This is a genomic window from Streptomyces sp. KMM 9044 (assembly GCF_024701375.2).
In the GTDB taxonomy this organism is placed as follows: domain Bacteria; phylum Actinomycetota; class Actinomycetes; order Streptomycetales; family Streptomycetaceae; genus Streptomyces.
Map to the genome: position 1 here is coordinate 1,627,757 of NZ_CP113910.1, position 24,536 is coordinate 1,652,292.

The window sequence follows — 24,536 nt, forward strand, 5'->3', positions numbered from 1 at the left end:
AGCGACAACTTCGCCGTCAGAACAGAACGGGCCCGAAGACCTCATCGGGCGACCAGGCGTCGGCCATGGTGAACGAGACAACCGTCCCGCCGAAGCGGCTGGGACCGGAGTGCCACGAGTCGGCGATGGAGTCGACGAGGAGCAGCCCGCGCCCGTGGGCATCGCCGGCGTCCGGTTGCCGCATGCGCACACTCGCCGGGAACCCCGGATTATGCACCTCCACCCGAAGCGACGTCTCCACGCGGTACCACGCAACGCGCACCATCCAGGTCTCGTCAGCCCGCCCGTAGAGAATCGCGTTGGTCACCAGCTCCGAGATCATCAACACACAGTCATCGATCGAGCAGGCAGGGTTGTACGGGGCGATGAACTTCCGGAACCAGCGCCGAGCCCGAGGCACGGACTCCGCGACGGGGTGCAAGGTCATGGCACCGAGTCGCGGCGAGTCCGCAGAGGGATAGCGGTCGATCGAGTAGGCCATCCGCACTCACTCCTTGCCGCTGCCGTCGCAGTCGAGGCAGCGTCGTTTCGACGTGGCACGGACGCGGTCATTGGCCGTCGAGAGCGCCAGAGCCGTACGGGAGCCGACGCGCTTCCAACCGCGCCCCCGACACCCCCGGCAAGTTGCACGCGCGCCCTGGTCCGGCCGCTGACTCGTCACTCCGTGCCCCCTTCCGAATCCAAGTGGCCTTAGCCACTTTCTGGATAGTGGCATTAGCCACTTGGGCTGTGCAAGCGATTCGACACAACTTCCAGGCCATCAGGTGAGCGGGTAGCCCTGCTCGAACGCCCAGCGATGCGGCGGGTAGGTGGCTTCGGCGAACTCCAACGGCCTGTCCTGGAGGTCGAAGACGACGTGGTGAACGATCAGGACGGCTGAACCGGATTGCAGTTGAAGATCCGCGGCCTCCTCCTCCGTCGCATCACGAGCACACATACGATCCTCGGCATAGCTTCCCTGACGCCCAGTCATGTTCTCGACGTACATGAGCGTCCCTTCCTGAATCCGCTCCGGCTCCAGGAGCTTCGGCGCGCGCTGGCCGACATCCGGAGCGAACCACGACGTGGACAGCGTGATCGGCCCGTCCTGGTTGTTCGTCACCCGCCGCCGATGCACGGCCCGGCGGTCCTTGACCAGGCCCAGAGCCTCAACGACGTGATCCGGGGCCTCCATCCAACCGGCCGAGGTGATCACCGCGTACTCACCGGGCGTGTAGATCTTCCCGGTCTGCCGAGCCCGCCCGTACAACTCACGCGCCCGCCGGTTGACCTCCAGGCTCCGCACGTAGGTGCCCGACCCCTGACGCTTCTCAACGAGCCCCTGATGGCTGAGCGCCTCCAGTGACCGCGCGGCAGTCGGACGGGACACCTTCCAGTTCGCAGCCAACTGCCTCTCCGAGGGAACCTCGTCCCCTGGTCGCAGGTCACCCCGAAGAATCTGATCACGGATGTAGTGCGCGATCTGGAGATACTTCGGCTGAGCCTCCTCGATCTGCGGCATGCCGCCTCCTCACCTTTCCCATAGCCAAGTGGCTATGGCCAGTAGCCACTATAGGATGAGTGGTCAACCCCCGACCCCGTAGGCTGAACCGCATGAAGCGGTTGATCGTCGCAGCAGGAGGAGGGGGCGACGCAGTCGCCGCCGCAATGCTTCACACCGCCCTCTACGGCGACGAGGACCAGGCGGTGATCCTCACGTACGCGTGGGACCGCCTCTTGATCGACCCGGTACCGGGCCCCCGAGGACCGAACAACTTCACCGGCCTCCAGCGCCTCACCCCAACAGTCTGGACAGTGCCGGCCAACGCCCGCCCGATCGCTTCAGCAGGCTCCACCCTCCCCCGCCTCGCGGCAGAGCTCCCGCACACCTTCGCGCTGATCGACCCGCACCACGGAGTCGAGGGCATCACCCGCCAACTCGAAGAGCTGGTGATCCAGTTCTCACCCGAGTCGATCGATCTCTTGGACGTCGGCGGAGACATCCTCGCCCGAGGCGATGAGCCAACGCTCAAGAGCCCGCTCGCAGATGCCGTCACGCTCGCCGCGTCCTGCCAAGTGAACGCACCAATCCGCCTCCTCGTGGCAGGCCCCGGCCTGGACGGCGAACTGCCTCCTGATGACCTGCGAGCAATGCTCGGCCCGCTCGTCCACACCTTCACGGCGAAGGATGTAGAGCCAGTCAACTCGGTCCTGGAGTGGCACCCCTCCGAGGCAACCGGGATGCTCGCGGCGACAGCCCGCGGCGTACGCGGCACATGCGAGATGCGGGACGCCGGCCTTCCCGTCCCTCTCACCGACGAAGGCCCGACCGTCTATGAGGTCGACCTCGACGAGGCTCTAAGCCGCAACGAATTGGCCCGCGCCATCACGACCACCGCCACCCTGGACGAGGTCGAGGCATACAGCCGTGAGATCTGCGGGTACTCAGAGATCGACTACGAGCGCAACAAGGCCACGTGGCTCAAGAACCAGCCGCCGACGAGGCTTGACCCCGATGCTGCACTGACCCGACTCGATGAGTTCGAGGCGGAGGCCCAAGGCCGCGGAGTCACCCATACGTCGTTCCGCCGCATCACCGAGGCACTGAACTTCAACGGCTCCCTACGCGAGGACCTGCGCCAACTGCTGATCAACAGCCGTCCGGAGCAGTACGACGCGCCCTTGTGGCGGATCACAGCCCCTGCTGAGTAACAACCTTCTTCACGGGTTTCAAGGCGGCTCGCTCCGCTCACCGCACGCGGCCCGGCCCCCGGCCTGGCCTGCGCTCCTGTCTCCGCCCCGCTCCAGCCCGGCCGGCGTCCGTGCCGCGCGCACAGCAATCAGCCGCCTGACGTCAGAGAAGGGGTTCGTCGTGGCTGGGGCGGTCGGTTCCGCGGCTTTACGGAGCCACTTTGGCGCGAGCCTCGAAGATCATGGCCCCAACGTCGTGCTTTACCGGGCAGGTCCACTACCTGCCCGACGCGCCGGAAGCTTACGGGGCCATGATCACTCGCGCCAAAGCAGCGCCACCCCAAAGCCGCTCCACCGCCCTGGGTGGCGCACAGGAACCAGCCCTGCATTTCCGCTGGTCAGAAACGGTCATGGAAGGCCTTACTTCCGTATGGTTTCGGTCTTTTTCGATGTCTGAGGCGGTGCGGGAACTTCTCGGCCGGTGGTGGTCGTCTGCGCGGGTGCACCCTTTGGTGCGGACAGTGGTCTGTGCGGCAGCGGGAAAGGGAGGGGCCGGGGATGGCTGAAGAGATCGGGATTGCGGAGGCTGTGGAGCATCTGCGGGCGGAGTTGGTGGCCGCTGCGGCAGGCGGTGGAAGCGGTCCGCGGTTCGAGGTGGGGCCGGTGGAGCTGGAGTTTTCGGTGGAGATGCGCAAGGAGGGCAAGGCCGGGGTGAAGGCGTGGGTGGTGTCGGCCGGTGCGGGGACATCGAGAGTGTCGGTGCACCGGGTGAAGCTCGTGCTGACGCCGAAGGACACCACGACGGGCACGGCGTATCACGTGAACACCGACCTGCCGGATGAGACGGGTGAGGTGCTGGGGTCCCGGTTCGGCGAGTAACCGGGTGGCATCCACGCTGCCGGGTCGGCCCGCGCCTGGATCGGGGGCGAGGCCTGTAAGGACACAGATCGGGGAGGCAGGGCGGGGTGGACAGGGCGCGGGTGGTGGTGGTGCGGTCCGGTGAGGCTCGGGGGTCGGGGTATGTGCTGGGCGGTCGGCTGGTGCTGACGGCCGCGCACGTGCTCAAGGACCGCGGGCGGGTGTCGGTGCAATTGCCCGGCCGTGCCGGGCGGGTGCCGTGTCGGGTGGTGTGGGAACGGCTGGAGGCCGGCCCTCAGGGGTGGGACGCGGCGTTGCTGCTGGCCGGGGAGGATCTGTCGGACAGGCCTTTGCCCGGAGTGCGGTGGGGGCGGTTGGTGACGATGCAGGCCTGTCCCGCACAGTGCCTGGGTTATCCGGTGGTGGGGCAGGCCGGTGCCGATGCGGTGTCGCTGGTGCAGGCTGACGGGCGGGTGCTGCCGGAAAGCGGCCGGGACAGGGACCGGTACGTCCTGGTAGGTGAGGCGGGAGCCGAACTGTATCAGGGCGCTGCGCCGTGGGGCGGGATGTCGGGGGCGGCGTTGTGGTGCGGCAGCGCATCAGGAATGGCGCCACTGCTGACCGGGGTGGTGGCCGGTGATCCGCCCGGCTGGAGCCACACCCGGCTGGAGGCCATGCCGGCCTATGTCCTGGCGTCGGATCCGGTGGTAGGGGAGCTGATCGAGGAGCACACCGGGCGGGCGATGCTACTGGAGCCCGCAGACCTGCAACACCTCGCCGACCGCACCGCCATCCCCCGGCCGCCCCGATCCCCGGCCGATCTGCTGCGCCCGGAACAGGCGACGGTGTCCTTCATGCGCCGCGAAGATCTGCTCGAGAAGGATCTGACCCCTTGGTGCGAGCTGCCTTCCAGCCAGGCGCAGTCCGCCCCTCACGATGAGCCTGCCAGCGCATGGGGTTGGGGGCAGAGCCTGGTGCAGGCTCGGTTGCTGACCGGGCCGGGTGGTGCGGGAAAGACCCGGCTGGCGGCCGAACTCGCCACCCGGATGACGAGCCGGGGCTGGGCCGCGATCCGCCTGACCACCGATACCAGGGTGCCGCTGGATGTGCTGTCCCGGGTGCGCCGGCCGCTGCTGATCGTCGTCGACTACGCCGAGACCCGCGTCCCGCAACTGCATGCTCTGCTGGAGGCGGTCGACCACGACCAGGTCACCAGCCCCGTGCGGGTGCTGGCCCTGGCCCGTGCCGCGGGCGACTGGTGGACCCGGGCCACCGAGCACCCCCACAGCCAGGCCCTGGCCACCGCCCCTGTCACACCGGTTCCGGCCCTGCACCACACCTCCCAGGACCGCACCGCCGCCTACCGTCAGGCCCTGGGCGACTTCAGCACCCGACTGCGCCGGCTCTTCCCCGCCACCGACTGGGCGACCCTCCTGCCTGCCCTTACCACTGTGGACGCGATGCCCGCCCTGGCCGGCGCCGAGTTCGACACACCCTTGTCGGTGCAGATGGCCGCCCTCCTCGCCCTCCTCGACACCACCGGCACCCCGCAAACCCCAGGCCGGGCCACCGCGTTGGAAGGCAGGCTGCTGGGACACGAACGCAAGTACTGGGACGAGACCGCCAATAGCCCCGAGCGAGGCCTGACCGGGGAGCACAGCGGGACCGAGACCCGTGCCCTCGCCGTCGCCCTGGCCTGCCTGGCCCCCGCGACCGACCGTGATCACGCCAGGGCGCTCTTGGCCCGGCTTCCCGGTCTGGCCGACGACAGCGCGGCCGCCGTCCGCGGGGCACTGGCCACCTGGCTCGCGGATCTCTACCCGACCCCGGCAGGCTCCGTATGGGGCAGCCTCCAACCCGACCGCATCGCCGAATACCACCTCGGCACCCAGCTCAGCCGCGAACCCGCCCTGTTCACCCGCATCCTGACCACCCTCACCGGCGCACCTGCCGAACAGGCCCTGACCGTGCTGGCCCGCACCGCCCAGCACCCCCACCACCACAACGCGATCAACGGCATCCTGCGTGACGCCCTCACCACGGCCCCGACCGTGCTGGGACCGGCCGCCCTGACCACAGCGACCCGCACCGCCCATACCTCGCCCTTGATCGACGCTCTGACTCACCTGACCCGCGCTACACAGGACATCACCCTGCTGCACCACCTCAGCGACCAGCTACCGGAATCCACCCTGGCCCTCAGCGAGTGGGCAGCCGACCTCAGCACAGCCCTGGTCGAACACCACGACACACACGAACCCAGCCTGCCCGACCTCGCCATGTCGCTGAACAACCAGTCCAACCGTCTGGCGGACCTGGGGCGGCGCGAGGAAGCACTGACCGCCATCACCCGCGCCGTCGACACCTACCGCACCCTGGCCAAGCAGCAGCCCGACGCCTTCCTCCCCGAACTCGCCATGTCGCTGAACAACCAGTCCAACCGTCTGGCGGACCTGGGGCGGCGCGAGGAAGCACTGACCGCCATCACCCGCGCCGTCGACACCTACCGCACCCTGGCCAAGCAGCAGCCCGACGCCTTCCTCCCCGAACTCGCCATGTCGCTGAACAACCAGTCCAACTGTCTGGCGGACCTGGGGCGGCGCGAGGAAGCACTGACCGCCATCACCCGCGCCGTCGACACCTACCAGACCCTGGCCAAGCAGCAGCCCGACGCCTTCCTCCCCGAACTCGCCATGTCGCTGAACAACCAGTCCAACCGTCTGGCGGACCTGGGGCGGCGCGAGGAAGCACTGACCGCCATCACCCGCGCCGTCGACACCTACCAGACCCTGGCCAAGCAGCAGCCCGACGCCTTCCTCCCCAAACTCGCCGGTTCGCTGAACAACCAGTCCAACCGTCTGGCGGACCTGGGGCGGCGCGAGGAAGCACTGACCGCCATCACCCGCGCCGTCGACACCTACCGCACCCTGGCCAAGCAGCAGCCCGACGCCTTCCTCCCCGAACTCGCCATGTCGCTGAACAACCAGTCCAACCGTCTGGCGGACCTGGGGCGGCGCGAGGAAGCACTGACCGCCATCACCCGCGCCGTCGACACCTACCGCACCCTGGCCAAGCAGCAGCCCGACGCCTTCCTCCCCAAACTCGCCGGTTCGCTGAACAACCAGTCCGTCCGTCTGGCGGACCTGGGGCGGCGCGAGGAAGCACTGACCGCCATCACCCGCGCCGTCGACACCTACCGCACCCTGGCCAAGCAGCAGCCCGAAGTATTCACGGAACCTCTGAAGCGGAGTATCCAGCTACGCAAGTTGCTGGAAGAAATGCCAGAAGAGTGGCCCGTGACCGCTTCCGCACCACAACCGCACCAGATCGAGCAGGGAACAGCGGGGTATCACAGTGAAGCAGACATCGCCGACGAGGGTGCAGATCACCCATCGACGCAGGTCAACCTCGATTCTTCACTTGCGGTGTGACGTCGGTCGGTTCGGCGGTTTGCCCGTAATGTCCCCTGCCGTTCGAGGACGGGCCGTCGCGTGACGCTGCGGGGCGTCGGGTTCCACGGGCCCGAGGGTGCTGCGGGTCCTCTCCTCTCCGCTGTCGTCGGGGCGGGGCCGACCGTCAGGTGTGGGCCGGAAGCTGGGTGGCCCGCTGCCAGGCGGTGGCGAACGCCGGCGCCCAGGGCCAGGTGCGGTCGAGGTGGAGGGTGCGTCTGCGTGCGTGGGCGGTGAGCCGGGCGGGCAGGTGGTAGAGCCTCCTGCGGATCGTCTCCGGTTCGGCGGCGGCGAGTTCGGGCTCGTCATGCAGGAGAAGGAGCCTGGTCCATGCGTCGAGGTCCGCGGCGATAGTGGCAGCCAGCACCCAGGCGGCGTTCAGCTGCCAGGACTTCGAGGGCAGCAGCCCGAGGCCGATCCGCTTGATCGCCTTGACACGATCCTCGACCTCGGCATGATCACGGTAGAGAGCATCGACGAACCACACCTGCCCGGAGCCGGACACCCCGGAAAGCCCCTGGTGGGCGGGAATGTTCGTGGCGACGATCTGGTAACGCCAGCCGGTGCGCTGCTCGAACGCGGTCAGCTTCTTCAGATCGCGGCGCGAGGGCTTGACCCGGCGCACGATCAGCCGCATCCCCTCGGGCCAGCCGCTCAGGTCGCGCACCCCGGTCAGCTCGGCGACCTGGTAGGTGACCTTCTGTCCGTCCGGGCCCTTGATCTCGTGGACCTCGCCGTCCTGCCGCAGCGCGTCGTTCCACACGTCCGCGGGCAGCAGTGCGATCGCGGCCTCGTCGGCGGTATTGATGGCCCAGCCGGTCACCCAGCGCACTCGGCGGCGGCTGGTGGTCAGCGCCTGCAGATGCTCAAGGAGGCCGTGGCTGAAGGCCGCGCCGTCGATCCTCACCAGCAGCTTCGACCACAGCGGCAGCGGAGTTGCCGCAGCGCGGCGGCCAGCACCGTCTTGTGGTCGGCGACGTCGTTGGACGCCGCGTTGCCCGGCCGTAGCAGCATGGTCACGCACTCGCGGGTATTGGCCAGCCAGGCGCCCAGCGGGTGATGTCCGTAGCCGCCCTTGAACGTGCCGGCCGCGCCGTCCTTCTTGCTGGTGCAGGTCACCAAGGTGGCATCGAGATCCAGGACGTACCAGTTGGTGAGCGTGCGCCCGCATACCGAGATCCACGGGAACCCACCGGGCCGCAGGGCGAGCAGCGTCCACACCCCACGCCGTATCACGGCGCGCACGCGCTCCACCCGGGCTCCGACAGGGCCGTCGATGGCTTCCAGCGTGCGCCACAGGGTGCTGTCCGAGACCGGACGGGGAAGAACGGCCTCCAGTGCTGCTGCAGTTGCTCGGCCTGCAGGACATTCCTCGCGCCGAGGACGATCGCGCAGGCCAGCTGGACCAGGGCCATCCCGCGATCCCGCCACCCCGGCCCGACGCCGCGGGGCAGCGCGGCGGCCAGGGCGCGGGTCAGCCCGACCCGGTCCGCGATCCGGTGCAGCAGCACCACGCCCGCATGCCCGACCAGGTTCTTGCCGTCGGCCCGCACAACGAGCCGACGATCCCATTCGGTAGCCTGCACCTGTTGGGTGCCCCCACTCTGCGACGTTCTTGATCTAGGAAGTTCAGATCATCGCAGGTCAGGGGCACCCTTCCGCTATCAGGGCGTCACATCACTGACGGACGGCCCTCGTAGCTGAATACACGAGGTCAATGCCCTGACCGACCGCAAATGATCGCAGCTTCCCAAGCTGAGAGCGCGAGTTCGATTCTCGTCACCCGCTCCATGCGAAACCCCCAGGTCATCGACCCGGGGGTTCTTTGTTGTCGTCGTCGAGCCCGGCGACCGCCCGTTGCCGCTCCTCGTCGGGATGCTGTTGGACCGGCGCGGCCTTCCCGCACGGCCGGTAGGCCCGCACCATCGTTCCCCTGAGCTGCCGGTGCACGCGCTCACACACCGGCCGGTCTTTTCTCCTCTAGTACTCCAGCCGTAGTTCGGTATCTGGGCTGGTCAGCGGCCTGGTGGCGTGGAGTGTAGCGGGGACGCCGGGTGCGCGGGACGGACTTTGCCACCGCGCCCCGGCTAATAGGTAGCCGCGTCGTTCGTAGTGGCTCTGGCGGGCGCGTGCCTGGTGGCGTCGTCTCCACCGTGACCAGTTCAGGGTGTGGCCGCGGCGTGTGGGGCGGTGCGGGGGTTCAGCTGCCAGGAGACGGCGGATCTCGGCCGGCGTGAGGTCCACGAGGTCGGGAGTGTCGTCGTCGGGGCCCCTTTTTCGCGTTGGGTGCGGCTCTTCTTCAGTGAGCTGGTGATGCCGTGCGCCGTTGCCGTTCGTGCGCGGATGGCGGATCGTCGTGTCCTGAGACGTGGTCTTGGAGGCGGCGATGGTGTCGTGGCTGGAGGAGCTCGATCGGCGGGAGGCTGCCGCGCGGGAGGAAATCGCCGAACTGCGCTCCCAGATCGCAGAGTTGACCAGGCGAGTTGCTGACCGGGAGGAGAGGCTGTCCCGGCTGGAGATCACCCGGGAGACGATGACGGAGATCCTGTCCGGCGACGGGGCGGTGAGGGTGTCCGTGGACGAGGCCGCGGGGGAAGTGCCGGTGGAGGGGAGCGGGGCGGGATCGCCGGTCGGGGTGCGGCTGGTGCCGCAGTGGGAGCCGGGGCTTGAGGCGGATGTGCTGCCGCGCTCGTACCGGGACGTCGTCGAGGTGTTGCAGGACGCGGTGCATCCGATGCGGGCGCATCATCTGTGCGCCGCGCTGGGGTTGTCGACGGACAAGAACAAGGTGGAGGGGTTCCGTTCGAAGCTGAAACGGCTGGTGGAGCGGGGCTGGCTGGCCGAGGACGAGCCGGGCCTGTTCGCGTGGGGCGGCGCGCGGAGGGCGGGAGCGGGTGCGCCGGAGCGGGAAGCCGCGGCCGACGGGCGGCGTCGCGCCGGTGTGGGGCCGGGCTCTCGTCCCTAGCGTCGATGGTGCCAACCGAATTCGCCACTGTCCGAGGACGAGAGCCCGATGAACGCAGCGTATGAAACGGCCGCGGCGGCTGACCCCTTTGCCCGCGTGTTTTCTTCCCTCACTTTGCTGACCACCCGCCTCTCCGGCCCTGAAGCACTCACCGCGACGCATGAACAGGTGGAGGCCGACGTCGAAGCGGGCTCCCGGGAGCTGGGGCGACTGCTCCTGCAGGCCCATCTCCAGTGGCGGGCCCGCCACGAAGAGGACCACCTGTCCGCCCTCGGTCCGCGGGAGCGGGCTGCGCTCGCCGGCGGCCGGAGCCGGCTGGAGAAGGGCCACCGGCGGCAACTGGCCACCGTGCTGGGGCCGGTGACCGTGACCCGGTGCGCCCTGCGCGGCGCGGGCATGACCAACCTCTACCCCGCCGACGCCATGCTGGGCCTGCCCCACGGCCGGCACAGTCTGGGACTGCGCCGCCTCGCGGTCCTCGAAGCGGTCCGTAGTTCCTACGACACCGCGCTGGAAGCGATCGACCGCGGCTGCGGGGGCCGGGTGGTGGGCAAACGCCAGGTGGAGGATCTGGTGCGGGCCGCGGCCGTGGACGTCGCCGCGTTCTATACGGCCCGCACCCCCGCGCCGGCCCCGGCCGGGACGCTGCTGGTGCTCAGTGTCGACCAGAAGGGAATCGTGATGCGCCCGGGCCACCTGCGCGAGGCCACCGCGAAGGCCGCCGCCAGGGCCCGGCGCACCTTCCGCACCCGGCTCGCGGCCGGGGAGAAGTCCTGCCGCAAAAGGATGGCCACCCTCGCCGTCGTCCACGACGCCGAGCCTGCCGTCCGCCGCCCGCACGACGTCATCGCCCCGCCCGGCGGCCGCACCGGCCACCGCACCGTCCGCAAAGGACCCACCGCGCGGGCGAAATGGCTCACCGCCTCCGTCCGCGAGGACGCCGAAACCGTCATCGCCGCCGCGTTCGACCAGGCCGAAGCCCGCGACCCCGAGCACAGGCGGACCTGGGTCGTACTGATCGACGGCGCCACCCACCAGCGGGAGCTGATCCAGGCCGAGGCCGCCCGCCGCAATGTCACGATCCACATCGTCCTCGACATCGTCCACGTGATCGAGAAGCTGTGGGCAGCCGCTCGCTGTTTCCACACCGCCACCGATCCCGCCACCGAGGACTGGGTCGGCAGCAAGGCCGCCCGGATCCTGGCCGGCGACGCCCCCGGCGCCGCCCACGACATCCGCGCCGAAGCCGACCGCCACCACCTCAGCGACGACCAGCGCGCCGCCGCGGACAAAGCCTGCCGATACCTGGACAACAACGCCGACTTCGTCCACTACGACCAGGCCCTGGCCGCCGGCTGGCCGATCGCCAGCGGCGCCGTCGAAGGAGCAGCCCGCCATCTGGTCGCCGACAGACTCGACATCACCGGCAGCAGGTGGACCGTCCCCGGCGCCGAAGCCGTCCTCACCCTCCGCGCCGTCATCAGCAACGGCGACTTCCCCGACTACTGGATCTTCCACACGCGGAAGGAGCACGAACGACTCCATCCCTTACCCGACCAGCACATATACGCACTTCAAGCCTGACTCGGGATCTCACTCAGACAGAGCCACACCCTTTCGCGTTCCTGGGCGGCCATGGCGGCGAGGAAGGCGTGGGCGAGCATGGCGAGGGTGATGTGCCGGTACCAGCCGGTGTAACGGCGGACCTCGTACTCGTCGAGGCCGCATTCGTTCTTCGCGGACTGAAAACATTCCTCGATCTTCCAGCGGCATCCGGCGATCCGGGCCAGGTCGGCGAGCGTGGCGTCCAGCGGGGCGCTGGCCAGGAAATAGGCGATCTCGTCGGGCTTGCTGATGCTGCGCCGGGCCAGCATCCACCGTCTGCGGGTGGGCTTGTCGCCGTCGCGTTCCTCAACGACGGGCAGGAGGGCGCCGGCCCAGTCGTAGGAGCGCTCACCTTTCGCTCCGGGGCCGGCGGACAACCGTTGCCAGGCCTCCGGTGGGGCCTCGCGGCGGATGCGGTCCTCGATGCGCGGGCCGTGGACCTGCTGGGACTTGGGGACGGCCACGACGTAGTGGAGCTTGAGGTCGTCTTCGAGGAAGCGGCGGAAGCGGCTGTCCTGGCCGTAGGCGGCGTCCGCGGTGACCCACCGGAACCGGAGTGGGGAGGCATGGGCCCGGCGGATCATGTCGCGGGCGAGGTCGTTCTTAGTGGCGAAGGCACGGTCGTCGGGAATGTGGGCGGCCCGGCAGCGGTCGCGGTCGTCGGTCCAGGACCTGGGCAGATAGAGGTCACGGTCGACGAGGGCGTGTCCCCGACTGGTGGCATAGGCGGCGAACACGCCGATCTGGCAGTTCTCGGTCCGCCCGGCCGTGCCGGAGTATTGGCGCTGCACTCCGGCGGAGGTGATCCCCTTCTTGACGAAGCCGGTGTCATCGACAATCAACACACCGTCTTCATGGCCGAGTTGGTCGGCGACGTACTGCTGGAGGTCGTCGCGGACACGGTCGGCGTCCCAGCGGCTGCGGGAGAGCAGGTACTGCAGGCCGTCCGGGGTGGCGTGGCCGGCCCACTCGGCGAGCTGGTGAGGTCGACTCGGGGCGCCCTGCTGGTGTTTCCACCAGCGGGTTTCCCGAGCCGCCTCCCGAACCGGACGTGCCCGCTCTCCAGGCATCCGGCTCTCCACAAGCCCTCTCAGACGGCCGCGGCCGTCGTGCTCCCACTGGGCCAGGGCGAGGGGATCTTGTTCCCGCGATACAAATAGCGGTTGGTTCGCACCTTCGCGCACCTGAACAAGACCACCTCGTCATCAGCAGGCCACCATCGGCCCGCGCAGTAACGACGGCGAAGACTCTTCCAGTTGGACCGGCGGTGCTTTCGCCGCAGCCACCCGAAGACCTGCCGCCAGGTGAAGGCCGACAGGTACTGGAAGGTCGCGGACGACACCCCGTGCCGGAAGTACGCCGTCCAGCCGCGCAACACCGGGTTGAGATGGTGCAGCACGACTGCCAGCGGCAGGTTCGTGTCCTGTCGGCACAGCGTCTTGACCTTCTCCTTGACGGCTTGGAGGGCCTTCTTGGAGGGGTAGAGGTAGACGTAGTGCTTCTGGGTCCCACGTTTGCGGTGACGCTGGAGGCGCCACCCGAGGAAGTCCAGCCCCTCGTCGATATGGGTGATGGCCGTCTTCTCCACCGACAGACGCAGTCCCATCGGGGCGAGTACTTCCGCCACCTGGGTGCGCATGTCTTCGGCCTGCTCGCGTGTCCCGGTCACGGCGATCAGAAAGTCGTCCGCATACCGGAAGAGCCGGTAGTTGGGCAGATTCTGCCGACGTCGCCGGGCCCGCTGGCCTTGCGTGGAGTTCGGCCCGCCCGGACCGGCCGCGATGAACTCATCGAGAACCGACAGGGCGATGTTGGCCAGCAGCGGCGAGAGGATCCCACCCTGCGGAGTGCCGGAATCGGTGTCCTTGGACTGGCCAGCCTCGCTGAGGATGCCCGACTTCAAGAACGCCTTCACCAGGTCAAGGACGCGCCGGTCTCCGACTCGGCGACGCACCCGGCCCATCAGGGCCGCGTGGTCGATCGAGTCGAAGCACGCCTCGATGTCCCCCTCCACCATCCACTCATAGGAGTTCTTGGCGAAGTGGTGCGCCTCGGCGAGCGCGTCGTGAGCCCGGCGCTTCGGGCGGAACCCGTAGGAGCACGGGAGGAAATACGCCTCGAAGATCGGCTCCAGTACCAGCTTCAGGGACGCCTGGACCACCCGGTCCCGCACGGTCGGAATACCCAGCCGACGGCGCTTGGCCGTCCCCGGCTTGGGGATCATCCTTTCCCGCACGGGAAGCGGACGGAAGGTGCGGTCCTTCAGGTCGGACCGCACCTCGTCGAGGAATGCCTCGACGCCTTGCCCGTCCTCCACGGAACGGGCCGTCTGCCCGTCCACTCCGGCCGAGCGAGCGCCCCTGTTCCTCCTCACCCGAACCCACGCGACCAGCAGGAACGCGGGATCAGCAACGAGATTGAACAGGTCATCGAACCGGCGATCACGATCGTCGGTCGCCCAACAGTGCAGTTTGGTCTGCATCTCCAGTACCCGGCGCTCGGCCTTGAGCAGCCCGAACTCCAGCGCGTCGGTATTCACCAGCGACCTCCTGGCATTGCAGCATCCTCCCTGCCGACTTGCTGGCCCCCTTCGCCATGCACGGAGCTTTCCTCCGCTCGGACTACTACGAGGCCTCCGCCCCACCTGCGGACCTCAGCCGGCAACGGGCCTGCCCTCCTCGCCGGACCGGCTGTCCGGAAGGAAAGGGCGACCGCAGGCGGTTCCCACGTTCACCATGTGCCGATCGGCCAGGTCGGCGTCCCGCTACTACCCCGGCAGCATCACCACGCCTACGCCGCAGACCTTCAGCGTGGCCTCCCCACCGGCAGTTGGAGACCGGCTTCGGAGTTGACCGCCCCAGCCGAAGCAAGCGGTCACGCACTGCACCCCGGGCCCATATCCGCCAGATTGGAGCCCGGTGACAAGACTTACGGGGCTTTACACGGATTCCTCTTCGTACGCCTTCTGGCCTTGCTTGCCGAACCCGACGCGTCTGGCAGTACCGCGCCGTCCCGGCGTTGTCAGGGCTGCTTCCCGTCCTCACCGGCGTTCCCCGGCCCGGACTGCCCTCAGCTTCTACCCGGCCGCTGCGACGGCCCGGCGGTAGAGGTCTCCCACCTCCACTCGGTCACATGGCGCCTCGTGGCGCACCCACCCGTTCTTGCGGTCGACCGGGGCGAGCAGGCCGCGTACGTAGTCCCGCATCCGCTGCCGGGGCTCGATCCGGGTGAAGCGGCTCCCGGTCCGCAGGAAGAGTTCTTCGAGTTCCCGGTCCCACGCGCTCGTCGGCGCATCGTTGAGCATGCCGAGGGATTGCTCGGACCCGCTCACAGGCATGCGGCACAGGCACTCGTTCGTGGGCGCGGTGGCAAAGTTCCTCCCGCGCACCCGGCGCCCCCGCTACACTCCACGCCACCAGGCCGCTGACCAGCCCAGATACCGAACTACGGCTGGAGTACTAGGTCCTGTCTGAGATTCAGATCATGAGTTAGGTGGATCGCCTGCGCGCGGAGGCTCGGTCTTGATAGGTCATGAGTCATGGCGCGAGGCGATCTCACCGATGAGCAGTGGTCCCTGGTTGAACCCCATCTCCCGTATGCCGCGGTCGGGCCCATCCCTGATCTGCGAAAGTACTTCAACGCGGCGATGTGGCGGTTCCGCACCGGGGCTCCCTGGCGTGATCTGCCGACCGAGTTTGGGCCCTGGCAGAGTGCGTACGACCGCTTCCGGATCTGGGCGAAGCGGGGCATCTTCCAGCAGGTGATGGAAGCGATGATCGCCGAGGCTGCCGCCCGTGACCAGGTTGACATGGGTCTGGTCAGCGTGGACTCGGCAACCTCCCGCGCTCACCACCATGCCGCCGGGATGGTCCTCGATCCCGAGCAGCCGGCGGCCCTGAGGCCGCCGCCGAAGCGGAAAAGGGGGCGGCAAGGAGGGACAACAGCCGCAGGACGGACAAGGTGATGCCCAAGGCGAAGACGAGGCACGTACCGAGCGGCGACGGATCCGCAGACGGCGCCGGGCCCGGTTGAAAGCCGCTGAACTGGGACGTTCCCGAGGCGGGCTGACCAGCAAGATCCATGTTGCGGCCGATCGCCGGTGCCGGCCGCTGGTGTTCGTCCTCACCCCTGGACAGGCGGGTGACAGCCCGCAGTTCACCGCGGTCCTCAAGCGGATTAAGGTCCGCGGCCCCGTCGGACGCCCCGGACCCGGCCGGACGCCGTGGCCGGGGACAAGGCGTACTCCTCCCGGAAGAACCGCCGCTACCTACGCATACGCGGGATCAAGGCGGTCATTCCGGAGAAGGCCGACCAAGCCGCGAACCGCAAGAAGCGCGGCAGCGCCGGCGGCCGACCCATCTCCCACGACGCCGAGCTGTACAAGGACCGCAACACCGTGGAGCGCTGTATCAACCGGCTCCGCAACTGGCGTGGCATCGCCACCCGCTATGACAAAACCCCGCAGAGCTACGAAGCCGGACTCCATCTCTGCGGCGCGATGCTCTGGATCCGCAGCATCACACCGCACTCATGATCCGAATCCCAGACAGGACCTAGGTCCGCAGTGCCGTGACCGCTCCCACCGCGGCGAAGCAGAGCCCTGCTGCCGCACCGAACGCAGCCCCTGCGAACAGGACCGCGTCAGCGATTCCCGTGCCGGTCACGTACTTCAACGCGGCGACACACGCAGCGATCAATGCGGAGAAAAGAACGATGATCAGCAGCCAGAGCGCCCAGGCTCTGGAGGAGGAGGAGGAGGAGGGGCGCGAGGTGCCGGAGGTGGTCATGGCCGGGACTTCCTTTCACTGCCTCTGCGGGCTGGGTTGGCTGGGTCACGTGGTCGGAGGAATGGTGGAGGTACGGGAGCCCGTGAGTTGTTCGACGAGCAGTGCTCGGGTCCGGGTGATGGCTGCTGCCAGTTCTCGGTGAGCGGTAGACCGCTCCCGCAGGAGCACCAGCGACTCGACGATCTCCTGCTGCACCTCGACGGGCGGCAGCAGGACTTTCTGGCTCTCCAGTACGGCCTTGGTGATGAACGGGGCGGCGGTGGCGGCCGCGCGGTCCCTGACCCAGCCGATGGCCTCCGGACGGCTCAGAACGGCGAGCAGATAGCCGGGGAGGACATGGGCATCCTCTCGGCAGCGGAGCCTGATCACGTTCGAGCTCATGAGCCATCCCGTCTGGTCCCTCCGTACCAGGGCCGGCGGCCCCATGGCGCCTGCGCGGACGCAAACGATGTCGCCCTCCTTGAGCCGGTAGCGCCCCAACCGGTCGGCGAGTTCGGACGAGACGCGCTCGTCGCCGCTGTCACTCACCTCTCCGTCCCGCAGGTGCCTGGGAAAGACGACCGGCACCTCACCGTGCGGAATCCGGTCCTTCGGTGCCAGCAGCGCGTGAGACGGGCCGGTTTGGATGTCACACAGTTCTGCGAGGACGGCTTCGCGGCGGGGCGCCTGACACACCCGGTCGGTCTCGAGCACGGTCCTCAGGTCGGCGGTGCGCTCGTCCAGGTACCTGCAGTGCTCCGCCAGCCATGAAACCTCGGCCCAGACTTCCGCTTCCGCGATGCCGGACGGGCCGCTGTCCAGAACCGGCAACCCGCCGATGTGATCGATCGGATTGAGCGAGTAGCCGATACGGCGCAAGGACTCGCGGTCAACGCGTGCGCCGGGCACGGTCACCGGAGGAGGGTCGTACGGTCGGGCGGGGCCGTCTCCCGGACGAAAAGCCAGGTAAGAGTCGATGACGGAGCTGACGTCGTCGTACGCGAGCACACGTCGCCCGCCGCTCTGCACGGTGCCCAAGTCGCGTGCGTCCAGGAACAGGACGTGATCTCCGGCATCGGCGGGGTGCCGCAGCAACCACACGCACACCGGCACCGAAGTGCCCGAGAAAAGTCTGTCGGGCAGCGCGACAACGCACTCCACCACGCCCTGCTCCACCAGCGCACGGCGAATCGCCCGCTCCGCCGCGTTCCCCGAGTTGCCCGCCTTGTTCGGCATCACAAGTGCGGCGCGTCCGCCCTCGGCCAGGACGGACAGGGCGTACTGCGGGTAGGCCAGGTTGTCGTTACCCAGCGGAGGGGCGCCGTAGGGCCAGCGCCCGGTGCGCGTGGTCTCTTTCAGGGTGTCCTTCATGTTGAAGGGCGGGTTGGTGAGAACCAGGTCGACCGGCCCCTGAAGCCACGTCTGCTCCCACGGCCGCCCGCCGGTCTTCAACCGGAGGGCGGGCCGGACTCCGCGCAGCGCCAGATTCATGCTCGCCAGCGGCAAGGTGGCCCGCTTCGGCGTCTGCCCCAGCAGCCTGGGCAGCGGCACATCGGTGAACCCCGGCCTCCCACGTCGCACCCACATCGCCACGTCGGCTACTGCGCCGAGGAGTTCCCCACCGCGGAAGTACGGGTCGTACACACTGCCCGGGGCCGCCCCCCTGGCGGCCCGCCCCAATCCCGCCATCAGGTACGCCACGGGAAGCGGGGTGAAGAACTCCCGACTCCCCAGCTGTGCCTTCTCCTCGTAGCCCTCGATGATCAGCTGGAAGGCGTGCGGACCGAGCGAACCCACCAGCCGGACAACCTCCACGAGGTCCTCGAATCGCCTGGGTTCCAGGCGAGCCAGGGCATCCCTCGTCTCCGGAAGAGATCCCACGTCCCGCAGCGCCGCGTCCGCCTCCGAGCCGATGAGCCTGAGCAGTACGCTGCTGGACCGCGGACCGTCGCCGGACGTGGAGTACGCCTTCACCCGTTGCCAGCCCTCGGGCCTCGTCATCCGCAAGAAATACAGGGCGGCCAGCAGGTTCACATAGCCCATGGGCATGTCCGCGCCTCCGACCCTTTCGGCCAGGAGACCCATGAGCGTGCGGACGGTCTCGACATCACCCGGAGACGGCTTCTCCCGTGGACCGAGCGCGGGCCGGGCGTCGTACGCCGTCGGACTCTCCTGGGCCACGGAACTGGACGATCTGCGCTGCCGCGCCCGATCTCCGTAGGTGCTGTGCTCGTCCTCTCCCTGCGCCCGGTGGTGTGATGGCACCCGCCTTCTGTCGAGCCAGCTCAAGATCTCCGACTCGTGGAAGTAGTCCTGGCCGGCGGTACGCCGGGGGGTGGGGAAATCCGCCGCGCGCCGCTCCCAGGTGGTGACGGCCGCTCGCGTCACCTCTGCCATGGCCGCGATCTGCGTACGTGTGATCAGACGATCGCCGTCAGGCACACCGGGGTTGTTCTCCATCTCGCACCGCCACCCTTCTCAAGTGGTCCGGACGTCTGCTCTTTGGGCATGACTCTAGAGCTACTGCCGTAGGAGCATCCACTGAGTACTGGCAGTACTCAAGTGTCTTCGCACTCGGCACGCGGAACGAGAGACGAGAGGCTCCCCCACGCAGGCGTTACCATCACCGATCCCTGCACACGTCAACGATCTCGCCTGTGGACCCAGAGATGCATTGGCGTCAACACTCAACCGTCTCGTCACGCTCAAGGGCAGCCGATCGCGAGGGTTGGGCACGGGAGCACCGGCACCCGTCCGCGGTCACCATCCAGCAGGAGCGACATCCTTGTATATACTTGAAGGCACTCAATATATCCATGGAGGTGCATCAATGACTCGCACCGTAATAGACCTCGACGATCAACTGGTCGCTGACGTGGCCAAGGCCCTCGGCACCAGCACCAAGAAGGAGACAGTGAACACCGCGCTGCGCGAGGTGCTGGAGAACCGGCGGCGGGCTTTGGCCCTCACCCGCCTGCGGGCGGCGGCGGCCGAGGGTGCCTTCGATCTCGATCTCCTTGAAGACAAGGGGAACTACCGTCGGTGAACGCCGCTCAGTTCCTGATCGACACCAGCGCACTCGCCCGTCTGCTGCGCGGCGACGCCGAGCAATACGGATGGGACCGGGCGGCGGCAGCCGGGCTCATCGCCACGTGCCCCCTCACCGAGCTGGAGTTCTTCTACAGCGCGCGTTCCGCCGCCGACCGTGCACAAGGCATCGAGGACCTGCGCCTGCTCTTCGGCTGGGTGCCGGTCGACGACCGCGCCTACGACCGCGCCTGGCAGGTCCAGGAGATCCTCACCCAACGCGGACAGCACCGCAGTGCCGGAGCCGTCGACCTCGTGGTGGCGGCCACGGCCGAGTTGCAGGGACTGACCCTCCTGCACCGCGACCGGGACTTCGAATGCATCGCCGCCGTCACAGGCCAGGCACTCCAGTGGTACGGGCCAGAACCCGGCAAATGAACCCAGGGGGCCAGGCGTTCGGCTGTTCCGTGGAAGCCTCGGACACCGGCCTGTGGTGGCCGAGGGGCTGGGGCCGGGAATCGGCGCATGCGCGAAGGTGCTCCCCGACTGGATGCCCGCCTCTCCCGGAGATAGGTCCGCTTTACCGCGTCGGTGGCGTCCACCCGGAGCAGGTCCGCATCGCAGGATCCCTTCTACCGATCTCCGTCCTGAGTTCTGTGGCCGCCACTGAACCTTCTCCGCGTGCACCTGCACAGGGGTCCCTCCGCCACCGGGCCTAACCGCAGCCCCCTGAAAGAGCTCCCCCGGACACGGCATACGAAGTACGGTCGGGCTGGGGACGCCGACGATGAAGTCGGCTGCCATGGGGGCGGGAGGTATGAGGCTGTGACGGACGAAGAGCTGCAGGAGCGGCTCGCGTGGGCGCGCGAACAGATCGTCGGTATGGGCGTTCTCAAATCACCCGACGGGCTCCGCTGGGCGGCCGCCCACGGTCTCGTCCTGTCCGTGTGGTGAAACGGTCCAGTCGAGGATGCACACGCGTCCCAGCCGACCAAGCGACGCAAGAACCTGAGCGACGGCGTGGTGTTCGCCCGCAACACGTGGCTGACGAAGCAGGGATACGACACCTTGACCAGCCGTGACCGCTTCCGTCTCTACGGACTCGAAGACGTGATCCTGGACCGAGAGGCACTCTGGCCGGGCTGTGACGGGACGTTGACAGACTTCGGCTGGGGGTTCCTCGGAGAGATCAAGCAGCACGTCAAACAGCTCATCGACACGCTGAGGCACTTCGAAAAGCGACTGCCCCCGGACGGCTTCCTGCTCCTCCTCGCCGCCCCTCAGATCGGCACCCACGATGACCACTTCGGCATGCCGAAGTGGCCCCTCTGCGTGGAGGCCGCGATCAGCAGATCGCCGGAAGTGCGCGGAGCTCGAGCAGATCTGGTGGATGCCGCGGCCGACCGGAAGTCTCCGGCCCGGCGCCGTGGGGTTCGCCCTCAAGGTCCCGGCGGAGCATCGGCTTCGACGTCGAACCGTGGGAGGGCCGGCCCTGGAACGCGTACGTCAAGGCGCTGAAGACAAGCAAGGTCAAGGCCGGGATGCCCGGCGGCACCGGTCTGCTTCAGCATCGCCGCTCGCCGTCCGGATGCCGTAACCGTCCCTCAGCGCATACGTCCCAGCACCTCCCGTACCCGCCGGGCGTCCCGGATCCGCTGTTCGTACGTCGCGCCCAGCACGAGCAGCAGCAGCCCGGCGAGCGCGGGAGGCAGCCAGCGGGGGAACACGCCCGCCAACTGCACCAGGTAGGGGGCGAGTTCGTGCAGCGCGTCCAGCACGAGCACGCTCCCGCCGAGGACGAGCGGCGCCTGGAGCCGGTGGTGGGCACCCAGCAGGGTGAGGGCGAGGGCCGCCGTGCCGAGCAGCAGGGGGCGCGGCCAGTCCGCGTCGGCCCACGCCGCAAGCAGGCTCGGCACGAGCGTCGCCGAGAGCCCGGGACCGTATGCCGTCCACGACGAGGCCTCGGGGTCCCGGTGGCGCCGGACGAAGCCCACGACCAGCGCCGGGACGGTCACCGGCAGGGTGTACGCCTCCGGGGTGCTCACGGCCCACGACCCGAGCCGTACCCAGGTGGCCAGCACGAACAGCGCGGCGGCCGCGTACCCGGCCCGACGTCGGTCCGCGCGCACGGCGGTGCCCGCGGCGATCACCCCGCACAGGGCCAGCACGAGGGCCAGCACGGGTGCGTCGGTGACGGCCAGTCCGATGGCCAGGAGCCCCGCGACGGCGCCCGTGACCTCGACCGGAACCGCGGTCCGCGGGACCCGCGCCGCGAGCAGGGCCGCGGCGACCGGGACGATCAGGACCAGCAGCGCCGTGTGCGCGGGCGGCCGGCCCGCGGCGGCACCCACCGCACACGCCAGACCCGCCGCCCCTGCCAGGGACGCGCTTGCGCAGACGGCGGTCAGACACCGGTGTGCGGCGGCCACCGCGAAGAGTCCCGTCAGCGCGGCGAGCACGGTCAGGGTCGCGCCCTGGGAGGCGAGTGCGAGGAGCGCGAGGCCGGCCGCGGTGAGCAGGGAGAGGAGGACGGCGGTGAGGGACATCGGCGTCCGACGCGCGTACGCCGCCACGGCCAGCACCGCCACAGCCGTCAGCCCCTGCGCGAACATCCCTGCTACGTAAGGGAGTTGCAAAACGACCGGAAAGACGATCGCACTCGCCCAAACCAGGACCACGGCACCGGCCGCAGCCTGGTCGCGCCAGGTCGTGGCGGCGCGGGCCGCCCCGGCCAGAACCGCCGCGACGACCGCGAGCACCAGCGGCGCGGCCGCCGCGTCCGTCGGCCAAGGCGCCCAGACCGTCACCGCGGCATGCAGGTTTGACGGCGCCCCGGACCAGACCCGCCCCATCCATCCGACCGGCCCCAGCAGCGCCACGACGACCAGGGGCAGTGCCCACACCACCGCCAGGGCCTGGACGGAGGCCGACGCCCAGGCGACACCGCGCCGCACGGGTTCAGGGAGCGGAGCGCGGACGGCCGACAGCAGCCCGACCCCGCAGGCCAGATAGCCGGGCACCGTCCACACCCCGGGCAGCGACGCGCGCGGGACGCCGCCGAGCGCCGCGACCAGGAGCAGCCCGCCGGTCACCGCGGCGCCGGTGGCAAGGCCCTGCTGCGGGACGCGCCATGCGGCGTACAGCGCGATCGCCGCCGCAAGGGCGAGGAGCGCCGCCGCAAGGGCGGCGGCGCTCGGGCCGACGGCCTCCCAGGAGAGCACGCAGGCCGCCGCCACGCCCCAACCGCCTGTCCCGTACGCGCCGATGGCGGCGGCGATGCGCAGGGGCCTCGCGGACGTCCGGAGCGCGACGACCGTGTCGAACGCGGCCGTCAGCAACAGCGCGGCCGTGATCGCGTACGGGCCCGCGTCGGCTGCCACCGCCCACAGCAGCAGGGGGAACTGGGCGGCGGCCAGCGCGGCGGGGAAGGGGATGCGCAGGGAACCGAGTCCCCTGCCGTATCCCCACCACACCCCGGCCAGGAACGCCGCCGCGACAGCCGCGTACCCCGTGCCGTCGGCGGCCGTCAGCGCGACCTCGTGCAGCGCGTACGCGTCGAGCACCGTCAGCGCCAGACCGAGGCCCGCCAGCGTCTCCGCCGTCGAGCGCAGCCCGCGCTTCAGCAGGGGCACGGGAGCGCCGAGCGCCGCCACAGTCACCGTGACGAGCACCATGGACCGCCCGGTGATCCCCAGGTGCCCCCAGCTGACCAGGGTGAACGCGATCGCGGCGACGGTCAGCAGGACACCGCCGAGGACGAGGAGCACGTTCTGCACACGGGGCGCGGTGGTCTCGGGTCGCCGCGGCACCGGCGGAGCGGGCGGGAAGGCCGACTGGAGGAGACCGATCAGCTGGGTACGACGGGCCAGCAACTGGGCTCGGCGGGCCTCGAGTTGCCACAACTCCGCGTCGAGGATCCGCAACTCCTCAGCCGGTGGTGGTAGGTGGGTCATGCCGTGGAGTGTGGCGCGCGTCATGCCGCGGAGCATGAGTGAGCGTACTCAACTCCGTACTCAGACCCCGCGCGGCAAAGGCCCCGACCTGCGGGCTCGACGCATGGACTGGGGTCACTGCCGCTTCCGCGGTGTGCAGACGAAAGAAGCATGTGAAAACGGATCCGATGACGTTTCTGCGACCGGGCTCTCTGCCCAGAGCCAACGATTACGGGGTCAGCAGAAGTCTCGGATCACACTTCTCGCGCTGTCCTGGGTTTTCGAGAGCGGGTGACGCCGAGGGACTCGGCGAGCTTCTCGCCCCGGCAGGGTGGAGACACCGAGGAGGAAGGCGGTGGCGGCGTTCGCCTGGAAGTTTCCCGAGGGCAGGTGGGCGAGTGCGGAGGACTTCCCGTCCGCGATCGCCTGTTCCACGACAGCGTGTTGCCGGTGGTGCAGTTCGGCCTGAAGCATGCCGAAGGGGCTGTTGGTGAAGACGGGGTGGTAGCGCCAGGAGTCGAACAGTTCGCCCTGCCCGGTGGCTGCCTGCGGGTTGAGGCGTCGTACCCGGCGCACGATCAGACGGGCGGTGACCTGCTCGGTCTTCTTGCGTCCGGTGAACGCGGTGTACTCGGTCTCGGCGACCTCGGCGTCGGAGACCATCTCGCCGGTGTCGGGATCCACGAACGCCTCGGGGTAGCGGATCGGGACCCAGGTGTCCTCGGTGATGCGGCCGATCGCGGTGGCGATGGAGGGGTTCATGCCCGTGGTCAGGGAGAAGTGGGCACCGGACCTGTGGCAGGCGGCGGCCACATCGGCGGTGTAGAACTTGCTGTCCACCCGTACCATCCGGACTCCGGTTCCGCCCGCGTCCTTCGCGATGGCCAGGGCCTCACGCACGAAGCTTGTCGCGCCGCGGACATCGGCGGCCTTGCCGCGGCGCAGGCGGACCGCTCCGATCACCGGCCGGGCGAGCGGGGTGGACAGGGTGGCCATGATCGGGTGCAGGGTGCGCTGCCCCTTCAGGCGCCCGTGCTCGGCGCCCTGCTTGGCCCGTCCGTAGACCCGGCGGTGGGTGGGGTCGATATCGATGAGCAGTGTGCATCGTGAAAACTGCACGTCAGGTGGGCTGGTGTGCGCGGGGTTCGGTGTGCTCGGGCTGGTCGCTGGCGGGTGTCCACGGTGAAGATCGTCTGACTGGCCGGCGAGGAGGGTTCTCTGGTTCTGCTGCGCCTGCGTGAGCGGGCCGCCTACGATCCGTCAC

At 69.1% G+C, this 24,536-nt stretch carries 20 protein-coding genes and 2 pseudogenes; 10 read left to right on the top strand and 12 right to left on the bottom strand.

The genetic code is table 11. The features are described 5' to 3' along the window. Positions 1-16: 16 nt before the first annotated feature. Both HUV60_RS07365 and HUV60_RS07370 read right to left on the bottom strand, forming a co-directional pair. A complete protein-coding gene (locus HUV60_RS07365) occupies positions 17-481 on the bottom strand; it encodes an ATP-binding protein (protein ID WP_159770597.1) in 465 nt (154 codons plus the stop codon). Positions 482-760: 279 nt separating this feature from the next. Further along, positions 761-1,501 carry a GntR family transcriptional regulator gene (locus tag HUV60_RS07370; protein WP_257566018.1) on the bottom strand — a complete coding sequence of 247 codons (741 nt, stop codon included), beginning with the start codon at positions 1,499-1,501 and terminating at the stop codon, positions 761-763. 92 nt (positions 1,502-1,593) lie between these two features. Here HUV60_RS07370 and HUV60_RS07375 point away from each other — a divergent pair, with 92 nt between their 5' ends. The 3 genes from HUV60_RS07375 to HUV60_RS07385 all read left to right on the top strand — a co-directional run bounded on the left by HUV60_RS07375 (position 1,594) and on the right by HUV60_RS07385 (position 6,959). Then, on the top strand, positions 1,594-2,691 hold the full coding sequence (locus HUV60_RS07375) for a DUF1152 domain-containing protein (RefSeq protein WP_257848175.1): 1,098 nt from the start codon (positions 1,594-1,596) through the stop codon (positions 2,689-2,691). 537 nt (positions 2,692-3,228) lie between these two features. Beyond that, positions 3,229-3,549, top strand: a complete 321-nt coding sequence (locus HUV60_RS07380) for a trypco2 family protein (protein ID WP_257848174.1) — start codon at positions 3,229-3,231, stop codon at positions 3,547-3,549. Positions 3,550-3,635: 86 nt separating this feature from the next. Beyond that, entirely contained in the window at positions 3,636-6,959 is a 3,324-nt protein-coding gene (locus HUV60_RS07385) for a tetratricopeptide repeat protein (RefSeq protein ID WP_269441153.1), read from the top strand. A 145-nt stretch (positions 6,960-7,104) separates the two neighbouring features. On the opposite strand, the gene HUV60_RS07390 is transcribed toward HUV60_RS07385, so the two are convergent. The 3 genes from HUV60_RS07390 to HUV60_RS07400 are packed head-to-tail and all read right to left on the bottom strand — an operon-like array spanning position 7,105 to position 8,563. Further along, the gene (locus HUV60_RS07390) at positions 7,105-7,884 is read right to left on the bottom strand and encodes a transposase (RefSeq protein WP_257853091.1); all 780 of its coding nucleotides are present in this window, start codon (positions 7,882-7,884) and stop codon (positions 7,105-7,107) included. Further along, a complete protein-coding gene (locus tag HUV60_RS07395) occupies positions 7,881-8,222 on the bottom strand; it encodes a transposase (RefSeq protein ID WP_257853090.1) in 342 nt (113 codons plus the stop codon). Before HUV60_RS07395 ends, HUV60_RS07390 begins: the two co-directional genes overlap by 4 nt. Further along, the gene (locus HUV60_RS07400) at positions 8,210-8,563 is read right to left on the bottom strand and encodes a hypothetical protein (protein WP_257853088.1); all 354 of its coding nucleotides are present in this window, start codon (positions 8,561-8,563) and stop codon (positions 8,210-8,212) included. Before HUV60_RS07400 ends, HUV60_RS07395 begins: the two co-directional genes overlap by 13 nt. Before the next feature lie 800 nt (positions 8,564-9,363). Between HUV60_RS07400 and HUV60_RS07405 the strand changes: the two genes are divergently transcribed. Both HUV60_RS07405 and HUV60_RS07410 read left to right on the top strand, forming a co-directional pair. Then, positions 9,364-9,942: a hypothetical protein gene (locus HUV60_RS07405; protein ID WP_257848171.1), complete on the top strand. Its 579-nt coding sequence runs from the start codon at positions 9,364-9,366 to the stop codon at positions 9,940-9,942. Positions 9,943-9,990: 48 nt separating this feature from the next. Continuing rightward, the gene (locus HUV60_RS07410) at positions 9,991-11,526 is read left to right on the top strand and encodes an ISKra4 family transposase (protein ID WP_257848170.1); all 1,536 of its coding nucleotides are present in this window, start codon (positions 9,991-9,993) and stop codon (positions 11,524-11,526) included. Here the strand turns inward: HUV60_RS07410 and HUV60_RS07415 are convergent. The 3 genes and pseudogenes from HUV60_RS07415 to HUV60_RS07425 all read right to left on the bottom strand — a co-directional run. Further along, complete coding sequence (locus HUV60_RS07415) at positions 11,517-12,617, bottom strand: IS701 family transposase (RefSeq protein WP_269441154.1); 1,101 nt, start codon at positions 12,615-12,617, stop codon at positions 11,517-11,519. The two genes, HUV60_RS07410 and HUV60_RS07415, sit on opposite strands and share 10 nt — an antisense overlap. 20 nt (positions 12,618-12,637) lie before the next feature. Continuing rightward, positions 12,638-14,086 carry a group II intron reverse transcriptase/maturase gene (gene ltrA / locus HUV60_RS07420; protein ID WP_257848168.1) on the bottom strand — a complete coding sequence of 483 codons (1,449 nt, stop codon included), beginning with the start codon at positions 14,084-14,086 and terminating at the stop codon, positions 12,638-12,640. Between the two features lie 612 nt (positions 14,087-14,698). Next, positions 14,699-14,851: pseudogene (locus tag HUV60_RS07425) on the bottom strand (IS701 family transposase); the annotation flags it as partial. A 234-nt stretch (positions 14,852-15,085) separates the two neighbouring features. Here HUV60_RS07425 and HUV60_RS33860 point away from each other — a divergent pair. Then, positions 15,086-16,081, top strand: a pseudogene (locus tag HUV60_RS33860) (IS5 family transposase). 19 nt (positions 16,082-16,100) lie between these two features. On the opposite strand, the gene HUV60_RS07440 reads toward HUV60_RS33860, so the two are convergent. Continuing rightward, entirely contained in the window at positions 16,101-16,334 is a 234-nt protein-coding gene (locus HUV60_RS07440) for a hypothetical protein (protein ID WP_257848167.1), read from the bottom strand. 45 nt (positions 16,335-16,379) lie between these two features. Beyond that, entirely contained in the window at positions 16,380-18,773 is a 2,394-nt protein-coding gene (locus HUV60_RS07445) for a type I restriction-modification system subunit M/S (RefSeq protein WP_257848166.1), read from the bottom strand. Positions 18,774-19,143: 370 nt separating this feature from the next. Here HUV60_RS07445 and HUV60_RS07450 point away from each other — a divergent pair, with 370 nt between their 5' ends. From HUV60_RS07450 to HUV60_RS07465, 4 genes are all read left to right on the top strand, one after another. Further along, positions 19,144-19,359 carry a type II toxin-antitoxin system VapB family antitoxin gene (locus HUV60_RS07450; protein ID WP_046249112.1) on the top strand — a complete coding sequence of 72 codons (216 nt, stop codon included), beginning with the start codon at positions 19,144-19,146 and terminating at the stop codon, positions 19,357-19,359. After that, positions 19,356-19,778 carry a PIN domain nuclease gene (locus tag HUV60_RS07455; RefSeq protein WP_257848164.1) on the top strand — a complete coding sequence of 141 codons (423 nt, stop codon included), beginning with the start codon at positions 19,356-19,358 and terminating at the stop codon, positions 19,776-19,778. Before HUV60_RS07450 ends, HUV60_RS07455 begins: the two co-directional genes overlap by 4 nt. A gap of 387 nt (positions 19,779-20,165) precedes the next feature. Beyond that, a complete protein-coding gene (locus HUV60_RS07460; RefSeq protein WP_257848163.1) occupies positions 20,166-20,294 on the top strand; it encodes a hypothetical protein in 129 nt (42 codons plus the stop codon). 114 nt (positions 20,295-20,408) lie between these two features. Then, on the top strand, positions 20,409-20,858 hold the full coding sequence (locus HUV60_RS07465; RefSeq protein WP_257848162.1) for a hypothetical protein: 450 nt from the start codon (positions 20,409-20,411) through the stop codon (positions 20,856-20,858). Positions 20,859-20,944: 86 nt separating this feature from the next. On the opposite strand, the gene HUV60_RS07470 is transcribed toward HUV60_RS07465, so the two are convergent. Both HUV60_RS07470 and HUV60_RS07475 read right to left on the bottom strand, forming a co-directional pair. Next, a complete protein-coding gene (locus HUV60_RS07470) occupies positions 20,945-23,293 on the bottom strand; it encodes an SCO7613 C-terminal domain-containing membrane protein (protein WP_257848161.1) in 2,349 nt (782 codons plus the stop codon). Between the two features lie 216 nt (positions 23,294-23,509). Then, positions 23,510-24,391 carry a transposase gene (locus HUV60_RS07475; protein WP_257848160.1) on the bottom strand — a complete coding sequence of 294 codons (882 nt, stop codon included), beginning with the start codon at positions 24,389-24,391 and terminating at the stop codon, positions 23,510-23,512. Positions 24,392-24,536 lie beyond the last annotated feature (145 nt).